14 protein-coding genes are annotated in these 18,166 nt (G+C 50.3%); 12 read left to right on the top strand and 2 right to left on the bottom strand.

Going from position 1 to position 18,166, the window contains the following annotated elements:
• Nucleotides 1-111: 111 nt before the first annotated feature.
• Entirely contained in the window at nt 112-975 is an 864-nt protein-coding gene (locus FYJ34_RS04445) for an oxamate carbamoyltransferase subunit AllH family protein (protein WP_154476586.1), read from the bottom strand.
• 109 nt (nt 976-1,084) lie between these two features.
• Between FYJ34_RS04445 and allB (FYJ34_RS04440) the strand changes: the two genes are divergently transcribed.
• The 4 genes from allB (FYJ34_RS04440) to FYJ34_RS04425 are packed head-to-tail and all read left to right on the top strand — an operon-like array spanning nt 1,085 to nt 6,680.
• Complete coding sequence (allB, locus tag FYJ34_RS04440; RefSeq protein WP_154476584.1) at nt 1,085-2,488, top strand: allantoinase AllB; 1,404 nt, start codon at nt 1,085-1,087, stop codon at nt 2,486-2,488.
• 31 nt (nt 2,489-2,519) lie between these two features.
• Nucleotides 2,520-3,881, top strand: coding sequence for an NCS1 family transporter (locus FYJ34_RS04435; protein WP_154476582.1), 1,362 nt, complete (start codon nt 2,520-2,522; stop codon nt 3,879-3,881).
• A 33-nt stretch (nt 3,882-3,914) separates the two neighbouring features.
• The gene (gene allB / locus FYJ34_RS04430; RefSeq protein ID WP_154476580.1) at nt 3,915-5,288 is read left to right on the top strand and encodes an allantoinase AllB; all 1,374 of its coding nucleotides are present in this window, start codon (nt 3,915-3,917) and stop codon (nt 5,286-5,288) included.
• Nucleotides 5,289-5,315: 27 nt separating this feature from the next.
• On the top strand, nt 5,316-6,680 hold the full coding sequence (locus tag FYJ34_RS04425) for an NCS1 family transporter (RefSeq protein WP_154476578.1): 1,365 nt from the start codon (nt 5,316-5,318) through the stop codon (nt 6,678-6,680).
• A 124-nt stretch (nt 6,681-6,804) separates the two neighbouring features.
• Here the strand turns inward: FYJ34_RS04425 and FYJ34_RS04420 are convergent, their stop codons facing one another.
• The gene (locus tag FYJ34_RS04420) at nt 6,805-7,659 is read right to left on the bottom strand and encodes an alpha/beta hydrolase fold domain-containing protein (RefSeq protein ID WP_154476576.1); all 855 of its coding nucleotides are present in this window, start codon (nt 7,657-7,659) and stop codon (nt 6,805-6,807) included.
• 261 nt (nt 7,660-7,920) lie between these two features.
• Here FYJ34_RS04420 and allE point away from each other — a divergent pair, with 261 nt between their 5' ends.
• From allE to FYJ34_RS04380, 8 genes are all read left to right on the top strand, one after another.
• On the top strand, nt 7,921-8,712 hold the full coding sequence (gene allE / locus FYJ34_RS04415) for a (S)-ureidoglycine aminohydrolase (protein ID WP_154476574.1): 792 nt from the start codon (nt 7,921-7,923) through the stop codon (nt 8,710-8,712).
• A gap of 37 nt (nt 8,713-8,749) precedes the next feature.
• Nucleotides 8,750-9,802 carry an ureidoglycolate dehydrogenase gene (gene allD / locus FYJ34_RS04410; RefSeq protein WP_154476572.1) on the top strand — a complete coding sequence of 351 codons (1,053 nt, stop codon included), beginning with the start codon at nt 8,750-8,752 and terminating at the stop codon, nt 9,800-9,802.
• An 11-nt stretch (nt 9,803-9,813) separates the two neighbouring features.
• Nucleotides 9,814-12,822, top strand: a complete 3,009-nt coding sequence (locus FYJ34_RS04405; protein ID WP_154476570.1) for a bifunctional FdrA/YlbE family protein — start codon at nt 9,814-9,816, stop codon at nt 12,820-12,822.
• A 24-nt stretch (nt 12,823-12,846) separates the two neighbouring features.
• Nucleotides 12,847-13,785 (top strand): carbamate kinase, encoded by a 939-nt coding sequence (arcC, locus tag FYJ34_RS04400; protein ID WP_154476568.1) that lies wholly within the window; start codon nt 12,847-12,849, stop codon nt 13,783-13,785.
• 94 nt (nt 13,786-13,879) lie between these two features.
• Nucleotides 13,880-15,490, top strand: coding sequence for an L-lactate permease (locus tag FYJ34_RS04395; protein ID WP_154476566.1), 1,611 nt, complete (start codon nt 13,880-13,882; stop codon nt 15,488-15,490).
• A 24-nt stretch (nt 15,491-15,514) separates the two neighbouring features.
• Nucleotides 15,515-15,712 (top strand): hypothetical protein, encoded by a 198-nt coding sequence (locus FYJ34_RS04390; protein ID WP_154476564.1) that lies wholly within the window; start codon nt 15,515-15,517, stop codon nt 15,710-15,712.
• A 59-nt stretch (nt 15,713-15,771) separates the two neighbouring features.
• Nucleotides 15,772-17,013 carry a M20 family metallo-hydrolase gene (locus tag FYJ34_RS04385; protein ID WP_154478823.1) on the top strand — a complete coding sequence of 414 codons (1,242 nt, stop codon included), beginning with the start codon at nt 15,772-15,774 and terminating at the stop codon, nt 17,011-17,013.
• Between the two features lie 57 nt (nt 17,014-17,070).
• Complete coding sequence (locus tag FYJ34_RS04380) at nt 17,071-18,066, top strand: FadR/GntR family transcriptional regulator (RefSeq protein ID WP_235899249.1); 996 nt, start codon at nt 17,071-17,073, stop codon at nt 18,064-18,066.
• Nucleotides 18,067-18,166: the final 100 nt, after the last annotated feature.

The raw sequence follows: 18,166 nt of genomic DNA, 5'->3' as shown, positions 1-18,166 counted from the left end.
GCCAATGTGTTACGGTGTGAGATATATTATAATTGGCGATATATACAAGAGATACAATGGTGGAGTAAGATAACTGTGCATAGTTACTAAAGCGAAAAGGGGCAGGTGCATTTACACCCGCCCGTTTTCTATAAAGTCCAGGATGAAGAAGATCCCGTACAGGGTATCTATGCCGGAGGAATGTCCGATGGTTTCAAAAGAAGCCCGAACGGCTCCGGGATCCGGACATTTTGCAAGAGAAAGAACGGCAGGACTGAACCGGTGGTTCAGCGCGCAGCGCAGGAAGGCCTGGCTGATGGTGTTGGTGCGGTGTAAGCCGGCTGCGACCTGTTCCTTCAGCAAAGAAGCAAAAGAAGAGCTTCCGTTTCCGGAAAGGATCAGGCCGGCCAGAACGCCGCAAAGGAAATCATCGCCGGAGGGAGTCAGACCAATGCCCAGTCCCAGGAGCCGGGACAGGCAGACGGAGGCAGAAGAATACTCTTTTTGGGATAACGCCTGTCGGGCCTGCAGAAGATACTGCCGTCCGCCTTCTAAGATCGGGGAAGGAAGGGGGCGGCCGGGCTTCTGAAAGGCGTGGAAGATGGCGTCAAATCCTCCGGTGTGGGAGGAGAGCAGGACGGCGGCCAGACGCTCCTTTAAAAGGGCTATCTGAGCAGGCGTCAGTTCTTCCTGCAGACAGGAGGAATAGGATTTGGCTCCCTGAAACAGAAAGCGGAAAGAGCCGATCAGAAGGGAAGTGTCGGTAACTCTGACAGGTGTACCTTCTGAGAGGTTCAGTTTGCGCAGGGACTCCTCGGAAAGATCAGCGATCAGGCTGATGGGAGACAGAGGGGAAGCGTTCGATTGTAAGGCGATCAGTGTCTTATCAATACAAAGGTTCACAGTTTTTCGATAAACGGAATGCACGAATCCGTCTTGTCTGGTTTTTAACAGGTGCAATGTGAGGTCTGAGGCTTGTATGATGTCGTAATACATAGTATCTTATCTCCAAGGAATTTCCTGAGTATTTTATCTATAGATATGTACGTATGGTAGCAGACAAGGAAGAAAAACGCAACAGCAGGCAAGCAGGAGGGAAAAAGTTATGTATGATCTATTAATTCAAAACGGAAAGTTGGTAACTCCGGATCGTATCTATGAGGCAACGGTAGCGATCCATGACGGGAAGTATGCAGCATTTCTTGATCCGAAAGCAGAGGTGGAGGCAAAGGAAGTGATCGACGCGAAGGGAAACTATATTTTCCCCGGAATCATCGACTGTCATGCCCACTTAAACGAGCCGGGATTTGAATATCGGGAAGATTTTGAAACAGGTTCCCGTGCGGCAGCGGTAGCAGGCTGTACAACGTTGATCGACATGCCTCTGAACAATGATCCTTCTTTGTTAAACAAGGAAATTTTTGATTTGAAAATGGGAAAGGTCAGCAAGCATTCTGTGATCGACTATGCGTTGTGGGGCGGCATTGTAGGAGACTACAGCGACGATCCCAATGGGATCAAAAGCAATATAAAGGATCTGGTAGATCTGCATCACTGCGGCGTGGCGGCTTTCAAGGGATTTACCTGTCCAAACGGAGACCTGTTTCCAACGGTGAATATGGGGAATGTAAGAAAAGCGTTAGAGACCTTAAAGCCTTATGGGGCGCTTTGCGGATTCCATTGTGAGGAATGGGGACAGGTGTATGAAAGAGAAAAAGAAGCAAAGGCAAAGGAAGGCCGTACCAATGAAGAGAAGATCCGCGACTTTTTAGATGCCCATGATGTATGGACCGAATATGTGGCCACAAAAAATGTGATCGATATGGCAAGGGCAACAGGAGGAAGGGTGCATATCTGCCATGTCAGCCATCCGATGGTGGCGCAGGTGGTAAAGGATGCCATCCATGAAGGGCTTCCCATCACGGCGGAGACCTGCCCGCATTATCTGGGATTCACAGAAGACTTTGTGTTTGAGAAGGGTGCGCCGGCAAAATGTACGCCGCCCATGCGGACACGGGAGGATATGGAAAAGCTGTGGGACTATGTGCTGGACGGCACCCTGTCCTGTGTAGGAAGCGACCATTCCCCGGCGGCTGACGAGGAGAAAGACAATGCCACAAAGGATATCTGGCATGCCTGGGGCGGATTGAATGCGATCCAGTATTTCCTCCCAATGATGTTTGATATGGTGGTGCATCAAAAAGGGCTGTCTCCCAGTCTCATTGCAAAAGTCATGGACTACAATCCTGCCAAAGTGTTTGGGCTTTATGGACGAAAGGGTGCGTTTGAGATCGGGTTTGACGGAGATATTGTGATTTTGGATCCGGAGAAAGCATGGAAATGTGAACAGGAAAAGCTGCTGACGAAAGGGCATGTTTCCTGTTTCAACGGACTGGAAGGAAAAGGAACGCCGGTATGTACCATTATTCGCGGCAAGGTGGTGGCGGAAGACGGAGCATACAGGGAAGAGGCCATCGGACACGGAGAATATGTTACACCGGTAAAATAGAACTGTGGGAGAGAGAAAACAGGAGGGAATTATGAGTGAAGTAAAAAACAAGGAAGTGAAAAAAGAAGCCAGTTCGCTGGCGCCCATCAAAGAAAAAGACCGTATCATGGGCTGGGGCTCCAACACCATGCTGTGGCTGGGAGGCTGTATTTCCATCGGAACACTGACCATGGGATCTGCCCAGTTGGAGAAAGGCCTGAATCTGGTTCAGTTGTTTGCAGCTGTGCTTTTGGGATCGCTGCTTTTGATCGTGGGAATTGCCATGAATGACCAGTTCAGCTATAAGACGGGAGCGCCTTACAGCGTACAGTTAAAGAGCGCGTTTGGAACCAAGGGAAGTATCGTGCCGGTCATGATCCGGGGACTGCCCGGTATCGTCTGGTACGGGTTTCAGACATGGCTGGGAGGAGCGGCTCTGAACAATATTTCCATTGCATTCTTTGGCTATGATAATATCTGGGTGTACTTTGTCCTCTTTCAGGTGGTGCAGATCCTGCTGTCCATCAAAGGGTTCCAGGGAGCAAAGTGGGTTGGAAACATTGGCGGTGTAGTAATCTCTCTTGCCATGATCTATCTGCTGTACATCTGCATTTCACAGTACGGAGATACCATCGGACAAAAACTCCTGCATAAAGAGGGAACCTGGGGAATGCCGTTTATTGCGGCGGTGATCGCATTTTTTGGAAACAGTACCACCGTTATGCTGAATGCGGGGGACTATTCCCGTGAAATGAAAAGCGGCTATTCCGCCGTTACGCGCGGGGTTTCCTACTTTCTTGCGATGGTGCCGGCGACAGTTCTGCTGGGGCTGATCGGAGCCATGGTTTCCACAGCGACCGGAATTGCAAACCCTATCAATGCTTTCGCGCAGATGGTGGAAAATAAATTTGTCCTGGTTGTAACGTTGGGATTCATCATTTTTGCACAGTTGTCCACAAACCTGGCAAGTAATGTCATTCCTCCGGCCTATGCGTTCATGGACGCCTTTAAGATGAAACACAGGACGGCGGTGATCCTGGTAGGAGTACTTGCGGTGGCGACCTGCCCCTGGATTTTGACCAGCAACAGCTCTGCGGCGGGACTGGATATATTTGTGAAAGTTTATACGGCATTTTTCGGACCGATTTTTGCGGTGCTGATCACAGACTTTTTCATTCTTCGCAGAAGAAAATATACCGAAGAAGCCCTGCAGGATCTCTATGATGAAAAGGGAGATCACGCAGGGGTCAACTGGGCGGCGATCCTTGCCATTGCAGTGGGGGCAGTCATCGGCTTGCTGAACGTAAATATTTCATTTTTTACGGCAACGATCCCGACGGGTCTGATCTACTACTTTGGTATGAAAAAGATGCCATCCTGTGCCCGTTTCAGAAAAGGAACCTCTTTAGAATAACAGACGTACAGAAAAAACAGGAGGGAATGAGGAATGTTTGACGTATTGATCCAAAATGGAACCATTGTGACGGCAGAGGCTGTTTGCAAGGGCAATATTGGAATAAAAGATGGGAAAATTGCGGCGATCCTGGAAGCGGGGATCGCTCCGCCGGCAGAGAAGGTGATTGAGGCAGAAGGAAAGTATGTATTTCCGGGAGCCATTGACACCCATGCACATCTAAATGATCCGGGGTTTGAATGGCGGGAGGACTACGCGCATGGAACGGCGGCAGCGGCTCTGGGAGGCTATACTACAGTGATCGACATGCCGCTGCAAAACGATCCCTGCCTGACAAATGCAGAGGCTTTTGATTTTAAGGAGGCGAAAGTGTCTCCCAACGCCTATGTGGATTACTGCTTCTGGGGAGGACTGACCAGCTATAATCTGGGAGATCTGAAGGATCTGGACGAAAAGGGATGCGTTTCCTTTAAATCCTTTATCGGGCCCGTTTCTCCGGACTATGAGTCGCTGAACTATGGACAGGCGATGGAGGCCATGGAGATCATCAAAGAATTTGACGGACGCGCAGGATTTCACTGTGAAGATTACTCCATCATCAAAAACCAGGAAAAGAGGATGAAGGAGGCCGGACGTACCGACTGGAAAGCCTTTCTGGAGTCCCGTCCGGTAGTGGCGGAAATCGTGGCGACGGATGCCATTATAGAGATCGCGAAGGCCACCGGCTGTAAGGCGCATATCTGCCATGTATCGCATCCGGAGGTGGCAAGACATATCAAGGCGGCGCAGGACGAGGGATATGATATTACGGCAGAAACCTGTACCCATTATCTGACCTTTACCTCGAAGGATGTGATCGAAAAGGGGCCGCTTTATAAATGCGCGCCGATCCTGCATTCCCAGGAGTCGGTGGAGCAGATGTGGGAATATGTAAAGGCGGGCGTATTCAGCGGCATTGCTTCGGATCATTCTCCCTGCTCCTATGATGAAAAATACAAGGAGATCCTGGGGCAGAAAATAGAGACGGCGTTTGATGTATGGGGCGGCTGCTCCGGGATCCAAAGCGGATTTCAGGCGTCCTTCAGCGAAGGAGTCGTAAAGCGGGGAGTATGCCCCACTGTGCTGGCAAATGCCATGGCGGTTTTGCCGGCAAAGGCATTTGGGATCTATGGAAAGAAGGGAGATATCCGGGTGGGATTTGATGCGGATCTTCTGCTGGTAGATCCTGAAAAAGAATGGGAGATCACAGGTGATTCCCTCCTTTATGTAAACAAGATCTCTGCTTTTGTGGGATTGAAGGGAAAAGGACTTCCCATCCTGACGATGGTCCGGGGTAATGTGGTAGCACAGGACGGCAAGATCGTAGCGGAAAAAGGATGCGGAGAGCTGGTAAAAAAGCAAAAATAAAAAAGTTGGGAAAAAGGAGAAGAAGGGATGAGTAATCTGATAGAAAATAAGGAATTAAGGGCGGATCTGGCGCAGCAGATCGACCCGGATCTGCAGCCGACAAAAAAGAGGATCATGGGTACCGTTTCCTACGGGGCAAGCTTTATGGGCGGCTGTGTATCGGTAGGGACATTTTCTATGGGAGCGGGTCTGATCGGGGTACTTACCGTACCACAGGCGATCCTTGCGATGTGTATCGGATGTGTTGTCATTGCAGTGGCGCTTGCGATCATCGGAGAATGCGGACATATTTATGGCATACCGTTTGCCGTGCAGTTGCGCAGCAGCTTTGGCGTAACGGGAGTAAAAATCCCCGGTGTTCTTCGGGGACTGCCTGCCATTGTCTGGTTTGGCTTCCAAAGCTGGGTAGGAGCCGGCGCCATCAACGGCTGTTGTAAGGTTCTGTTTGGGTTTGACAATCTGCCGGTGGTATACGCATTGTTTACGATCCTTCAGGTGGCTCTTGCTATTAAGGGGTTTGAGGGGATCAAGTGGCTGGAAAATATTTCCTGTGTCTTTATCATCGGAATTTTGATCTACATGCTGTATGTGGTAAATACGCAGTTTTCTACAGAGATCGGAGACGTATTCTCCAAGGTGAAGGGAACCTGGGGCATGCCGTTTTGGGCAGCGACAACTTCCTTCCTTGGGATCTATTCGACCATGATCATTAATGCTTCCGATTATTCCCGGAATGCAACGCCGGATATCAAGCCGGTAAAAGCGGCAAGCATCTACACCATCTCCATTTTGCCGGTAACCCTGTTCATGGGCCTGATCGGGCTTCTGGTAACGGCGGCGACAGGCAACAGCGATCCGGTGGAAGTATTTTCTACCACGATGGGAAGTAAATTTCTGACGGTTGTGACCCTGCTGTTTATCGCATTTGCACAGGTGACCACAAATGTATTGAACAATATCGTACCTCCGGCATATGTTCTGATGGAATCCTTTAAAATGAAGTGGTCTCACGCAACCGTACTGGTTGGTGTGTTGTCCGTATGTGTGATGCCGTGGAAGCTGGTTACGGCAGATTCGGCAGCAGGTCTGAACCTGTTTACCCAATTCTACTCTGCCTTTTTAGGACCGATTTTTGCGGTGATGGCAGTGGACTTCTTTATCCTGCGAAAGAAAAAGCTGGATGTCAATGATATTTACGACAAACAGGGAACCTTCAAGGGAATCAACTGGGCAGGGATCATCGCGATTCTGATAGGCTCCATCTGCTCGCTGTTTATCATGAAGCTGTCCTGGTACGTCAGCCTGATTCCGACAGGGGTTTTGTATTATTTCCTGATGAAGACGCTGCCGTCCTCCAGGAAGTTCTGCAAGGGAACTATCTTTGAAAAATAAAGCATAAGAACAGAATGAGAGGAGGTGTCGTTTTCGTGTCCGGATGGGAAGGAAAGCGGCACTCTCCTTCCGTTTATAGGAGAGTATCCATAAACGGAAGGCTCCTGCTTGAGGCAGAAGAGGATCAGACTGCAAAGAGCTGATGCAGGAAAGCCAGAGAGGCATCCAGAAGAGCGGCAGTAAAGGCAGAGGAGGGATCCCGGTCAAAATCGTGTTCACTGCAGGGAGCCACATAGGAAGAGGCGTTGTATTTTGTACGCAAAGCAAGAAATTCTTCGTAAGGGACGTCGGTATCTCCGGTGCTGTGGGCACAAAAAAGTGGGCAGGGAAGCCGGTCGCAGGTGCGAAGAGAGTGCTGCAGGAAGAAAAACTTTTCCCGTCCTTCGTAGATCAGATCCTTCCAGCAGCCCTGTTGCCTGGCGTAGACATAGACGCTGTAATGGGTCTGCAGGCTGCCGGTGGGATGGATCTCTTTCGGGATGGCCTGCAGACAGTCAGCCGACACCGGTGGAAATGTGCGGTAGAAACTGCTGGGGGACTGAAACCAGTTGTCACACAAAAACCCATAGCCGTAGTAGGAGAGGATCCCTGACGGTGGACTGGGAAGCTGCCCACAGGCAGCGGCGCTCAGGCAAAGATAAGCGCCGGCAGAACGTCCCCACAGCAGGTAGGGGAGAGGACGGCAGACATAGGAAAGCGGATGCTCCAGATAATGCCGGATGGACGCGCAGACATCCTCCAGAATGAGAGGGAGCTTTGCGGCCGGCGCCAGGGGATAATCAAAGGAAATAATGCTGTAGCCGGCTTCGGTAAGCCGGCGGATATGGCAGTCGGGCAGATCCCTTTTATCTCCGTACAAAAGTCCTCCGCCATGAAAATATAAAAGGACGGCATGAGGCTTACGGAAGGAATGGGAATAGACGATGGCGTTTTTGGGATAAGGCAGCTGCTGTAAACAGACTTCTTTAGACTGAAACATAAAAAACCTCCAGAAACCGTTGATTAAAATGTGGTTAATAAATAAAAGAAAATTTCAATACATATTATAACACGAACAGCGAGAAAATAAAGAGGAACTGCATTGGAAATAAAAAATACAGAATAGATAAAATAAAATTCATGAATTTGTTTAAAATGACTATTGAAAAAATAGGATACTAAGAGGATAATAACTATTAGAATCCGGTTGACCACAACACATAAAAATTATTGGGAAATCAAGAAAGGAAGGATGAAAGCTATGAGTTATTTAAACAATCAGACAGGATACAGAGAGGATCTTTTAGAGACACGTTCCGTGATCAAGAAGGATAACTGGGTACTTCTTGAGCCGGACGGACTGGTAAAAAATGCCATTCCGGGATATGAAAACTGTGATGTGACCATTCTTGCATCTCCGGCCATGGGCGCGTCTTTTGCAGACTATCTTGTAACGGTACACGAAGGCGGAAAGAACCTGAAGGGGATCGGTGGAGAAGGAATCGAGACACTGCTGTACGTTCTTTCCGGGAAGGTTCATGTAAAAAATGCAGATAAGGAAGCAGACCTGACAGAGGGCGGCTACCTGTTTTCTCCGGCAGGGAAGGACATCTGCTTTGAGAATACAGGAAAGGACACGGCAAAGCTGTTTGTTTACCGGCGCAGATATGATGCGGTAGAGGGATATGCGGCGCATACGGTGGTAAACAACACAAATGACATGGAATGGGTGGAATACGAAGGCATGGACAACTGCCACATTAAAGACCTGCTTCCGGCTGCGGGAGATTTTGGCTTTGACATGAACTTCCACATTCTGAAATTCAAGCTGGGAGCTTCCCATGGATATATCGAAACACACCTGCAGGAGCATGGGATGTATTTTCTTTCCGGAAAAGGAATGTATCGTGTGGACGGCGAATGGATCCCGGTAAAGAAGGGGGATTACATGTTCCTGGACGCTTACTGTCCGCAGGCATGCTACGGTGTAGGACGAGAAGAGGAGCTTGCCTATCTGTACTCCAAGGATTGTAACAGAGAGGTTCGGCTGTAATCAGGTAGAATAAAATAAAGGAAAAGGGAAGGAAGTTATGAAGCTTGCACGTCAAGAGTTGAAAGATTTAATGAAGCATAAAATGATGCAGGGAGGGCTGCAGGAAGAACACGCAGAGCAGACGGCAGAGATCCTGACATGGGCACACGAGAGAGGATATGCGTCTCATGGAGCGGTACGTGTGGAATATTACACAGAAAGGATCGCAAAAGGAGGGATCACCCACGACCCTGCTATCACATGGAAACAGACGGGCCCCTGTTCCGGGATCCTGGACGGAGACAACGGGATCGGCTATTACGTGGCGACAAAGGCAACAGAAAAAGCTATCGAAATGGCGAAAGAAAACGGGGTTGCAGTGGTTGGGATGGCGAATATTTCACACACAGGTTCCATCGGATATTACACGGAAATGTGTGCGAAGCAGGGACTGCTTGCCATAACCTTCTGTCAGTCTGATCCCATGGCAGTGCCCTATGGAGGGACAGAGCCTTACTATGGAACCAATCCCATTTCTTTTGCGGCGCCGACAGCAGACGAAAGAATGGTGGTCTTTGATATGGCGACTACCGTGCAGGCATGGGGAAAGATCCTGGATAAAAGATCACAGGGAGCAGAGATCCCCAGTGACTGGGCAGTGGATGAAGAAGGAAGCCCGGTAACAGATCCCCATAAAGTGAACGCTCTGGTGCCGATTGCAGGAGCAAAAGGATACGGGCTGATGATGATGGTAGACATTTTCTCAGGAATCCTGCTGGGAGTTCCCTTCGGAAAGCATGTAAGCTCCATGTATGCAGACTGCTCCAAGGGACGGGAGCTGGGTCAGATGATCATTGTGATGGATCCGGAAAGATTCTGCGGGGCGGAACAGTTTATGAAAAACATGTCCCAGTCCTGCGATGAGCTGAGCGGAATGAAGGCGGCACCCGGGTTTGGAAAGGTGTATTATCCGGGAGAAAGAGCTGTGATGAGAAGAGACAAAACCTATGAAGAGGGCGGCATCGAGGTGGTAGATGAGATCGTGGACTACCTGAAAAGCGACCAGCTTCATTTTGACAGATATGATCACAAAAACAGATTTGCCGATTAGGGAGAAAAACTATGTTAAAAACAGTCGTAAAAAAAGGAAGCTATCATGATTCCGTCGTGCTGATGCTTTTGACCAACCATATTTCAGCGATCGAGGGAGTAAAAAAGGTATCCATCATGATGGCGACGCCCGCCAATAAGGATATTTTCAAGCAGAGCGGGCTGGATACAGAAGAATTGATGGCCGCAACGGCAAACGATATGGTAGTGGTTGCGGATATGGACCGGGAAGAGATTTTGGACGTCATCCTGGAGGAGTGTGAAGCATTCTTGAAAAAGCAGTCGGGAGACAACGAGGAGAAAAAGGGGGCAGAAAGTGTCAAGTCCTGGGAAAGGGCGCTGAAAAAGCTGCCGGAGGCAAATCTTGCGGTGATCTCCATTCCGGGGGCGTATGCGGCGCTGGAAGCAGACCGGGCGTTGGATGAGGGGCTGCATGTATTTATGTTCAGCGACAATGTAACGGTGGAAGACGAAAAGAAACTGAAGGAGAAGGCGCACGAAAAAGGGCTTGCAGTGATGGGGCCGGACTGCGGTACCGGAATCATCCAGGGAGTTCCCATTGCCTTTACCAACAACGTGACGCCCGGGTCCATCGGAATCATCGGAGCTTCCGGAACCGGGATCCAGGAGCTGACCACCATCATTGACCGGCTGGGAGAAGGAGTAACGAACGCCATCGGGATCGGCGGCCGTGATCTGAACGCAGCCATTGGCGGGATCACGATGATGGATATGATCGACGGAATGGAAGAGGACGAAGCGGTAAAAGTGCTTGTGATCGTATCCAAGCCGCCGGCAAAGGAAGTCAGGGACAAGATCTCTGCAAGGCTTTCCAATTTCAGCAAACCGGTAGTCACCTTATTTGTAGGAGAAAAACCGGACTATCACGAAGAAAACTTCTATCATGCCTATACGCTGGATGAGGCGGCAAGGCTTGCCGTAGGTCTGGTGAGAGGCGAAGAAGTGCCGGAGGCGGAGATAAACGCAGACACTTCCGCGTTCTTCCGGGCAGAGGATGGAAAGACCATCAAGGCATATTATTCGGGAGGAACCCTGGCAAATGAGGCGGCCATGCTGATCAAGGACGCCATGGGATGTAAGGTCCCGCCGGAGGATATTGAAGGGTATATGCTGCAGTTGGACGGAAATGTTGTGGTAGATCTGGGAGACGACGCTTATACGCAGGGCAAACCGCATCCGATGATCGACCCGGCAAAACGGATCGAATGCATGCAGGAAGCAGTGGATGATGAGACGACGGGAGTGGTTCTGTTTGATATCATGCTGGGTTATGGATCCCATGGGGACATGGCAGGCGCCCTTCTTCCCACTATTGTGGAATTAAAGGCCAAGGCAGAGTCGGCGGGAAGAAAGGTTTTCTTTATCGGAACGGTGTGCGGAACGAAGAAAGATGTACAAGGATATGAAGAAGCTGTAAGCAAGCTGGAGCAGGCAGGCGTGATGGTCTGCGAAAACAATAAGCTGGCGTGCCGTATGGCGATTCGTGCCATTGGAAGAGATTTTGCAGAACCGAAAAAGGAGATCCGCAAAAAAGAAGTGGCTCCCAGGGAGAAACAAGCTCCTTCTGACATGCTTCGCAGACTGCTGTCAGAAAAACCGGGGATCATCAATATAGGGCTGAAAAGCTTTGCGGAAGTAGCGGATCAGTTTGGCTGCCAGGTGGTACAGTACGACTGGATGCCACCGGCAGGCGGAAATGTAAAGCTGATAAAAACCCTGAATTTTTTAAGAACCTGCCAGGAGATCGATCAGAAGAACCGGGAAGTGATCGCAAAGATTGTGGGAAGTCAGCCCATCCTAAAAGACAATGTCCGGGCAAAAGATGTGATCCCGGAATTTTCAGAGAATGGCGGAAAAGTCATTTTACATGCCGGACCTCCGGTGGCGTACCGGAATATGCCGGATCCTATGCAGGGATCCTGCGTCGGGGCCGTCATGTTTGAAGAATGGGCAGAGACGGAAGAAGAAGCAAGAAGGATGCTGGAGGCGGGCGAGATCCGGTTTATTCCCTGCCACCACTGCAATGCAGTAGGGCCGATGGGAGGGATCACCTCTCCCAACATGGCAGTCTTTGTAGTGGAAAATGCAGTAGATGGACGCAAGGCTTACTGTACGATGAACGAAGGGATTGGAAAGGTGCTGCGCTTTGGCGCTTATGATGCGGAAGTAGTAGACAGACTGCGCTGGATGCGGGACGTACTGGGTCCCACACTGGGAAAAGCCCTTCGATCCATGGAAAACGGTCTGGCTGTCAATCCGCTGGTGGCAAAGGCAATTGCCATGGGAGATGAATTCCATCAGAGAAATATCGCGGCATCCCTGGCTTTCCTGAAAGAGGTGGCGCCCATCATCACAGCGATGGATCTGGAAGAAAAGGACCGCTATGACGTGATCAAATTCCTTTCGGATACAGATCAGTTCTTCCTGAACATTATGATGGCGACAGGAAAGGTGGTCATGGATACAGCAAGAGAAGGAACGGACGGAACCATCGTAACAGCCATGTGCCGGAACGGATATGAGTTTGGGATCCGCATTGCCGGAATGGGAGACGAATGGTTTACCGGCCCGGTAAATACACCGCAGGGACTTTACTTTACGGGATATGACGCAGAGGACGCATGCCCGGATATGGGAGACAGTGCGATCACAGAGACCTTTGGCGTAGGAGGCATGGCAATGATCGCCGCGCCTGCCGTAACAAGATTTGTGGGAGCCGGCGGATATGAAGATGCGCTGAGGACCAGCAATGAGATGATGGAGATCGTGATCGACAGGAATCCCAACTTTACTGTTCCTACCTGGAATTTCCAGGGAATCTGTCTGGGAATCGACGCGAGACTGGTAGTGGAAAAGGGAATCACACCGGTCATCAACACGGGAATTGCAAACAAAGTGGCAGGAAAGGGACAGATCGGCGCAGGTACGGTACATCCTCCCATCGAATGCTTCGAGAAGGCAATCGTGGCATATGCTAAGAAACTGGGATTTGAGGCATAAAATATAGAAAGATAGGAGATGGCTATGGAGAAAAAGAAAGTGGTCATTGCTCTTGGCGGAAATGCCCTGGGAAAAGATATCGAAGAGCAAAAGAAAGCAGTTGCAAAAACGGCAAAGGTGATCGTGGATCTTGCGGAGCAGGGACTGGACATCATCGTCACCCATGGAAACGGGCCGCAGGTAGGCATGATCCAGAATGCAATGGACAATCTGGTGGTGGCGGGAGAGACGGATAAGCAGATCCCGCTTCCCACCTCTGTGGCCATGAGCCAGGGGTATATTGGCATCGATCTGCAAAATGCCATCAAGTACGAACTGCACAACCGGAAGATCGACGGAAAGGTATCCACCATCCTGACGCAGGTGGAAGTGGATCCGAAGGACGAAGCCTTTCAGAACCCCACAAAGCCCATCGGAAGGTTTTTGACGAAGGAAGAGGCGGAAAAAAATGAAGCCAATGGAGTGGCGTGCATGGAGGATGCCGGCAGAGGGTACCGTGTGGTGGTAGCCTCTCCCATGCCCATGCGGATCCGTGAGCTGGAAACTATCAAAACACTGGTAAACGCAGGGCACATCGTGATCACCTGCGGCGGCGGTGGGATTCCCGTTGTAAGTGATGAAGACGGAAGACTGGTAGGAACCAACGCAGTGATAGATAAGGACAATGCCAGCAGCCTTCTGGCGGCGAAGATCGGCGCGGATTACCTGGTCATCCTGACTGCGGTAGAAAAGGTGGCCATCAACTGGGGAAAAGAAGATCAGAAATGGCTTTCGGATATTACGGTAGAACAGGCAGAAGAGTACATTGCACAGGAGCAGTTTGCAAAAGGCTCCATGCTTCCCAAGGTAGAGGCGGCGATCCGCTTTGCCAGATCTGCTCCGGGGCGCCGGACGCTGATCACGCTGCTGGATAAAGCATCGGATGGGATCGCGGGCAAAACAGGTACTGTGATACATTCTTAAGAGTCCGGAGAAAGGCCATATTCTGCAGCTCCTTCCGGGGCTGAGGGGTATGGCTTTCGGACAAATTTACAGAAACAGCAAGTAGGAGATAACTATGAATATACCAACAAACTTATTTATGTGGATCATGGCATTTCTTCCCATCGTGGTCTTATTGGTGCTGATGATCAAATACCAGTGGGGAGCGACTGAAGCCGCGCCCATAGGACTTCTGATCACGATCGTTGCGGGCATGGTATTTTACAAGGCGGATATCAGGCTTCTGGCGGCGGAGAGTGCAAAAGGGATCTGGAGCGCCCTCACCATTCTGGTAATCGTGTGGACCGCCATTTTGATGTATCAGGTAGGAGAAGAAGCCAGCGCTTTTTCGGTGATCAAAAGCGGAATGCGGAAGCTTCTTCCCAATGAGCTTTTGCTGGTGCTCGCAATGGGATGGATTTTTGAAAGCTTCCTGCAGGGAATTACCGGATTCGGTGTTCCGGTTGCAGTGGGAGCTCCTTTGCTGATCGGGATCGGGATGAAGCCGAAATGGGCCGTGATTCTTCCTTTGTTAGGACAGGCATGGGGAAATACCTTCGGAACACTGGCGGCGGCGTGGGACGCCCTTGCTATGTCGGCAAATCTGGCGGCAGGAAGCAGGGAATACCTGGTGACGGCTCTTTGGACGGCAGGCTTCCTCTGGTTCTGGAACGCGATTACCGGATTTGCCATCTGCTGGTTCTACGGAAAAGGAAAAGCCGTCAAAAAAGGATTTCCGGCAGTGGTCCTGCTGTCTCTGATCCAGGGAGGCGGAGAGCTTCTTCTGACGCAGGTCAACACGACACTGTCCTGCTTTATTCCTTCCTGTATTTCACTGGTGGTAGTATTGCTTTTGGGAAAAATGAAACGGTACAAAGAGGAATGGATGATGGAAGACAGCGATCTGATGAACCGGGAATTTACAGGACGGTCCTCCGAGAAGGAAGAGACGGATATGACGCTTTTGCAGGCGTTCGTCCCCTACATTCTCTTATCGGCAATGACGCTGGCCGTACTGCTGATAAAGCCGGTGCATAACCTGCTGCAACAGGTGGAATTTGGCTGCCCGTTCCCGGAGACGACTACCGGATATGGATTTGTGAACAAAGCGTACGAGAGCTTTTCTCCATTCCAGCCATTTACGCATGCCAGTATGTTTTTGCTCCTGGCTTCCCTGATCGGCCTTTTCTACTACAGACAGAAGGGCTGGATCAAAGAAGGCGGCGTAAAGCGGATCTTCGGGAAGTCTGTCGCCATGACGATGCCGTCGGGGATCGCAGTCATCGGCCTTGTTATTATGTCCAAGATCATGAGCGGAACAGGACAGACAGTGGTTCTTGCCAACGGGATCTCAAGGGTACTGGGAAGGATCTATATCGTGCTGGCTCCCTTCGTGGGACTGCTGGGAACCTTTATGACAGGCAGTAATGTCAGCTCCAATATCCTGTTTGGAGATTTTCAGGTACAGACGGCAAAGCTGCTGGACGTCAACGCCCCGGCTGTACTGGGGGCTCAGTCTGCCGGTGGAGCGATCGGAAGCGCCGTCAGTCCCAGTAAGATTATTCTGGGAACAACAACCGCCAATATTCTGGGAAGCGAAGGACAGGTGCTAAAGAAGATCATTGTGATCACAGTGCCTGCCACCATTGTGATCGGAATCATTTTGTATGCGGCAACTGTCATTTAAACACAAAGGAATGGAGGCAGGAAAATGGAAAATCAAAGTTTCTTTAAGACGAAGGCGGGCGGTCTGACGCTTGTATTTCTGATTATGATGCTGGCGTTTGGAATCATCATGGCAGGACTTGGCCTGTCAAACGACGTGTTGTGTACCGTTGGATTCCTGATGGTCATTGCAGCCATGCTCTATTCGCCCATCAGGGTATTTATCATAGAACGGAAAAAATAAGGGAAACAGAAGAAAGAACCGAAGGCATGGTTCGTTTGAAAGGGAGAAAAGAACGCATGATGGAGATTGATGGAATCATTGGAAGGATCGCGACAAATTTAGAGCATTTAAAACAGTATACGGCTACGCCGGGAGAGGGGTGTACACGGCTTCCTTTCACGAAAGAAGCAAGAGATGCCGTGAATTACCTGACAACGATCATGAAAGAGGCAGGAATGCAGGTACGAGAAGACGCTGCCGGCAACGTGATCGGGGTCCTGGAGGGGAAAAATCCCGAAGCTCCCTGTGTCATGATGGGCTCCCATTATGACTCTGTGATCAACGGAGGAGATTTTGACGGGATCGCAGGAGTCGTGTGTGGGATCGAGGTGGCAAGACAGCTAAGAGACAGCGGAATCATGCAGGACCGGAACTTTGTGGTAGTCGGCTTCTGCGACGAGGAAGGAATGCGTTTTGGAACGGGATACTTTGGATCGGGAGCCATGCTGGGCGACCGTGACGTGGAGTATTGCAAAAGCTTTAAAGACAAGGACGGCGTCTCGATTTATGACGCCATGGTAGAATATGGACTGGTTCCGGAAAAGATCCGGGAAGCCGCATGGGCGGAGGGCTCCATCGGACAGTTTTTGGAGCTGCATATTGAGCAGGGCCCTGTTCTGGATACGGAAAATGTTGAGATTGGTCTGGTAGAAGGAATCGTGGGGATCCAGAGGTATCAGGTAACGGTACACGGAAGGGCGGACCATGCAGGAACGACGCCGATGGATATGCGTATGGACGCGGTAGACGCAGCCACTAAAGTGATTTCCAAGATTCCGGATTGGGCGAGAGAAAAAGCGGATGGAACGGTGGCTACTACAGGTTATATCCGTACCATACCGGGAGGAATGAACATTGTTGCGGAGCGGGTGGAGTTTACGGTAGATATCCGTTCCATGAATAACGACAATATCAATGATATTGCAAACAGGATCCGGGCGGCCCTGGAACGGGAAGTCAAGGCGATGGGCGGAAGCTATGAAATCAATGCAAAACTTGAAATCACACCGGTATTTCTTTCAAAAGAAATGTTAAGCAGAATGGAAGAAGGCTGCAAAAAGCATGGGTACAGCTATAAATATCTTCCCAGCGGAGCAGGACATGATTCCCTTGAGATCGGGCAGGTCATTCCAACTGCGATGCTGTTTGTGCCCAGCAGAGACGGGAGAAGCCATTGTCCGGTCGAATTTACAAAGTACAGCGAGTTTGCAAAGGCAACCGTCATCATAACAGAGCTTGCAATGCAGCTGTTAAGTGAGTAAAATAGGATAGAAAGCTGCTGGGGGTGCGGAAGAATCGGAATGGTGGGAGGACGAGCTTTGAGTTCATTATACAAACATGAAAATCTCAGAATTTTCAGGAGACATCTGGGACTGACACAAAAAGAATTGATCCATCACTTCCTGGACGAGGAAGAAAGACCCATCAGTATTGCGACTCTCTCCAATCTGGAAGTGAAAGGCGGAGTAAGACTGAATGATGTGGTGTTGAAGATAGCGGACAAGGTGTCGATAGATCCGATGCTCTTTGCTCTGGACACACAGGAATTTGCGGAGCAGATCGCTTCCCTCTTTCCGAAGAAAAAAGACAGACTGCAGATTCCGGGGCAGGGAGGCAAAAAAACTGGGATCAACCATCTGATCAACCAGCTGACCATGCATTTTGCGCAGCAGATGATGAACGGCACACTGCAAAAGGGAGATAAGATCGAGGCGGACAGAGAGCTGGCGGTCCTGCTGAATGTAGGGCGCTCGGCGATCCGGGAAGCCATGAAGGTGCTGGAGGTTCTTGGGATGGTAGACATCCGGCCGGGACAGGGAACCTACATCAGCAGCGATGAGGCGGATTTTTTCCGGATCCCTCTGTCCTGGTCTCTGTTTCTGAACCGGAGCCAGATCGAAGACATTATTGTGGTTCGCAACAGCCTGGAAACGAAGGCGGCAGAGCTTGCGGCTTTTTGCGAGGATGTGGATGAGCTTCACCATCTGTCTTCCATCTGCCATAGTATGCAAAGGGCATTGCTGGAAGGAAATCATGGAGAATTTCTGCAGGGGGATCTGGATTTCCATATCTGCATCGCAAGATGCTCCGGGAATGATGTGATCTACACCATGATCCAGACCATCAGCAATCTGATGCGTCACATCAGTGGAACGGGCATGGTGTACGAGGAGCAGATTCAGGAAATTTACGAAGAGCACCAGAAAATTTATGGATCGATCCTGATCCACGACGGGGACGGGGCAAGAGAAGGCATGCGGCTGCATCTGGCCAGATCGAGGGAGCGATACAGCTGCAAATATGACAGGTATTAGTGCCGGCGGAAGAGGAATTCGTCAGGGGAGACGAAGAACGCGGAAGAAAGGCGCTTGCATTGCCGAAGGTTTCGGAGTAGTATAGGAATGATTCATATAT

It is taken from the genome of Suipraeoptans intestinalis (assembly GCF_009696485.1).
Lineage (GTDB): Bacteria > Bacillota > Clostridia > Lachnospirales > Lachnospiraceae > Suipraeoptans > Suipraeoptans intestinalis.
The sequence above is the reverse complement of the archived record's forward strand: the minus strand, read 5'-3'. Positions and strand labels throughout refer to the sequence as shown.

Bases quoted from the DNA above. Each gene is read 5' to 3' on its own strand.
- FYJ34_RS04390 (WP_154476564.1), top strand. From the start codon at position 15,515: ATGGAAAATCAAAGTTTCTTTAAGACGAAGGCGGGCGGTCTGACGCTT.
- allB (WP_154476580.1), top strand. From the start codon at position 3,915: ATGTTTGACGTATTGATCCAAAATGGAACCATTGTGACGGCAGAGGCT.
- FYJ34_RS04395 (WP_154476566.1), top strand. From the start codon at position 13,880: ATGAATATACCAACAAACTTATTTATGTGGATCATGGCATTTCTTCCC.
- allE (WP_154476574.1), top strand. From the start codon at position 7,921: ATGAGTTATTTAAACAATCAGACAGGATACAGAGAGGATCTTTTAGAG.
- FYJ34_RS04405 (WP_154476570.1), top strand. From the start codon at position 9,814: ATGTTAAAAACAGTCGTAAAAAAAGGAAGCTATCATGATTCCGTCGTG.
- allB (WP_154476584.1), top strand. From the start codon at position 1,085: ATGTATGATCTATTAATTCAAAACGGAAAGTTGGTAACTCCGGATCGT.
- arcC (WP_154476568.1), top strand. From the start codon at position 12,847: ATGGAGAAAAAGAAAGTGGTCATTGCTCTTGGCGGAAATGCCCTGGGA.
- FYJ34_RS04385 (WP_154478823.1), top strand. From the start codon at position 15,772: ATGGAGATTGATGGAATCATTGGAAGGATCGCGACAAATTTAGAGCAT.
- FYJ34_RS04445 (WP_154476586.1), bottom strand. From the start codon at position 975: ATGTATTACGACATCATACAAGCCTCAGACCTCACATTGCACCTGTTA.
- FYJ34_RS04435 (WP_154476582.1), top strand. From the start codon at position 2,520: ATGAGTGAAGTAAAAAACAAGGAAGTGAAAAAAGAAGCCAGTTCGCTG.
- FYJ34_RS04420 (WP_154476576.1), bottom strand. From the start codon at position 7,659: ATGTTTCAGTCTAAAGAAGTCTGTTTACAGCAGCTGCCTTATCCCAAA.
- allD (WP_154476572.1), top strand. From the start codon at position 8,750: ATGAAGCTTGCACGTCAAGAGTTGAAAGATTTAATGAAGCATAAAATG.
- FYJ34_RS04425 (WP_154476578.1), top strand. From the start codon at position 5,316: ATGAGTAATCTGATAGAAAATAAGGAATTAAGGGCGGATCTGGCGCAG.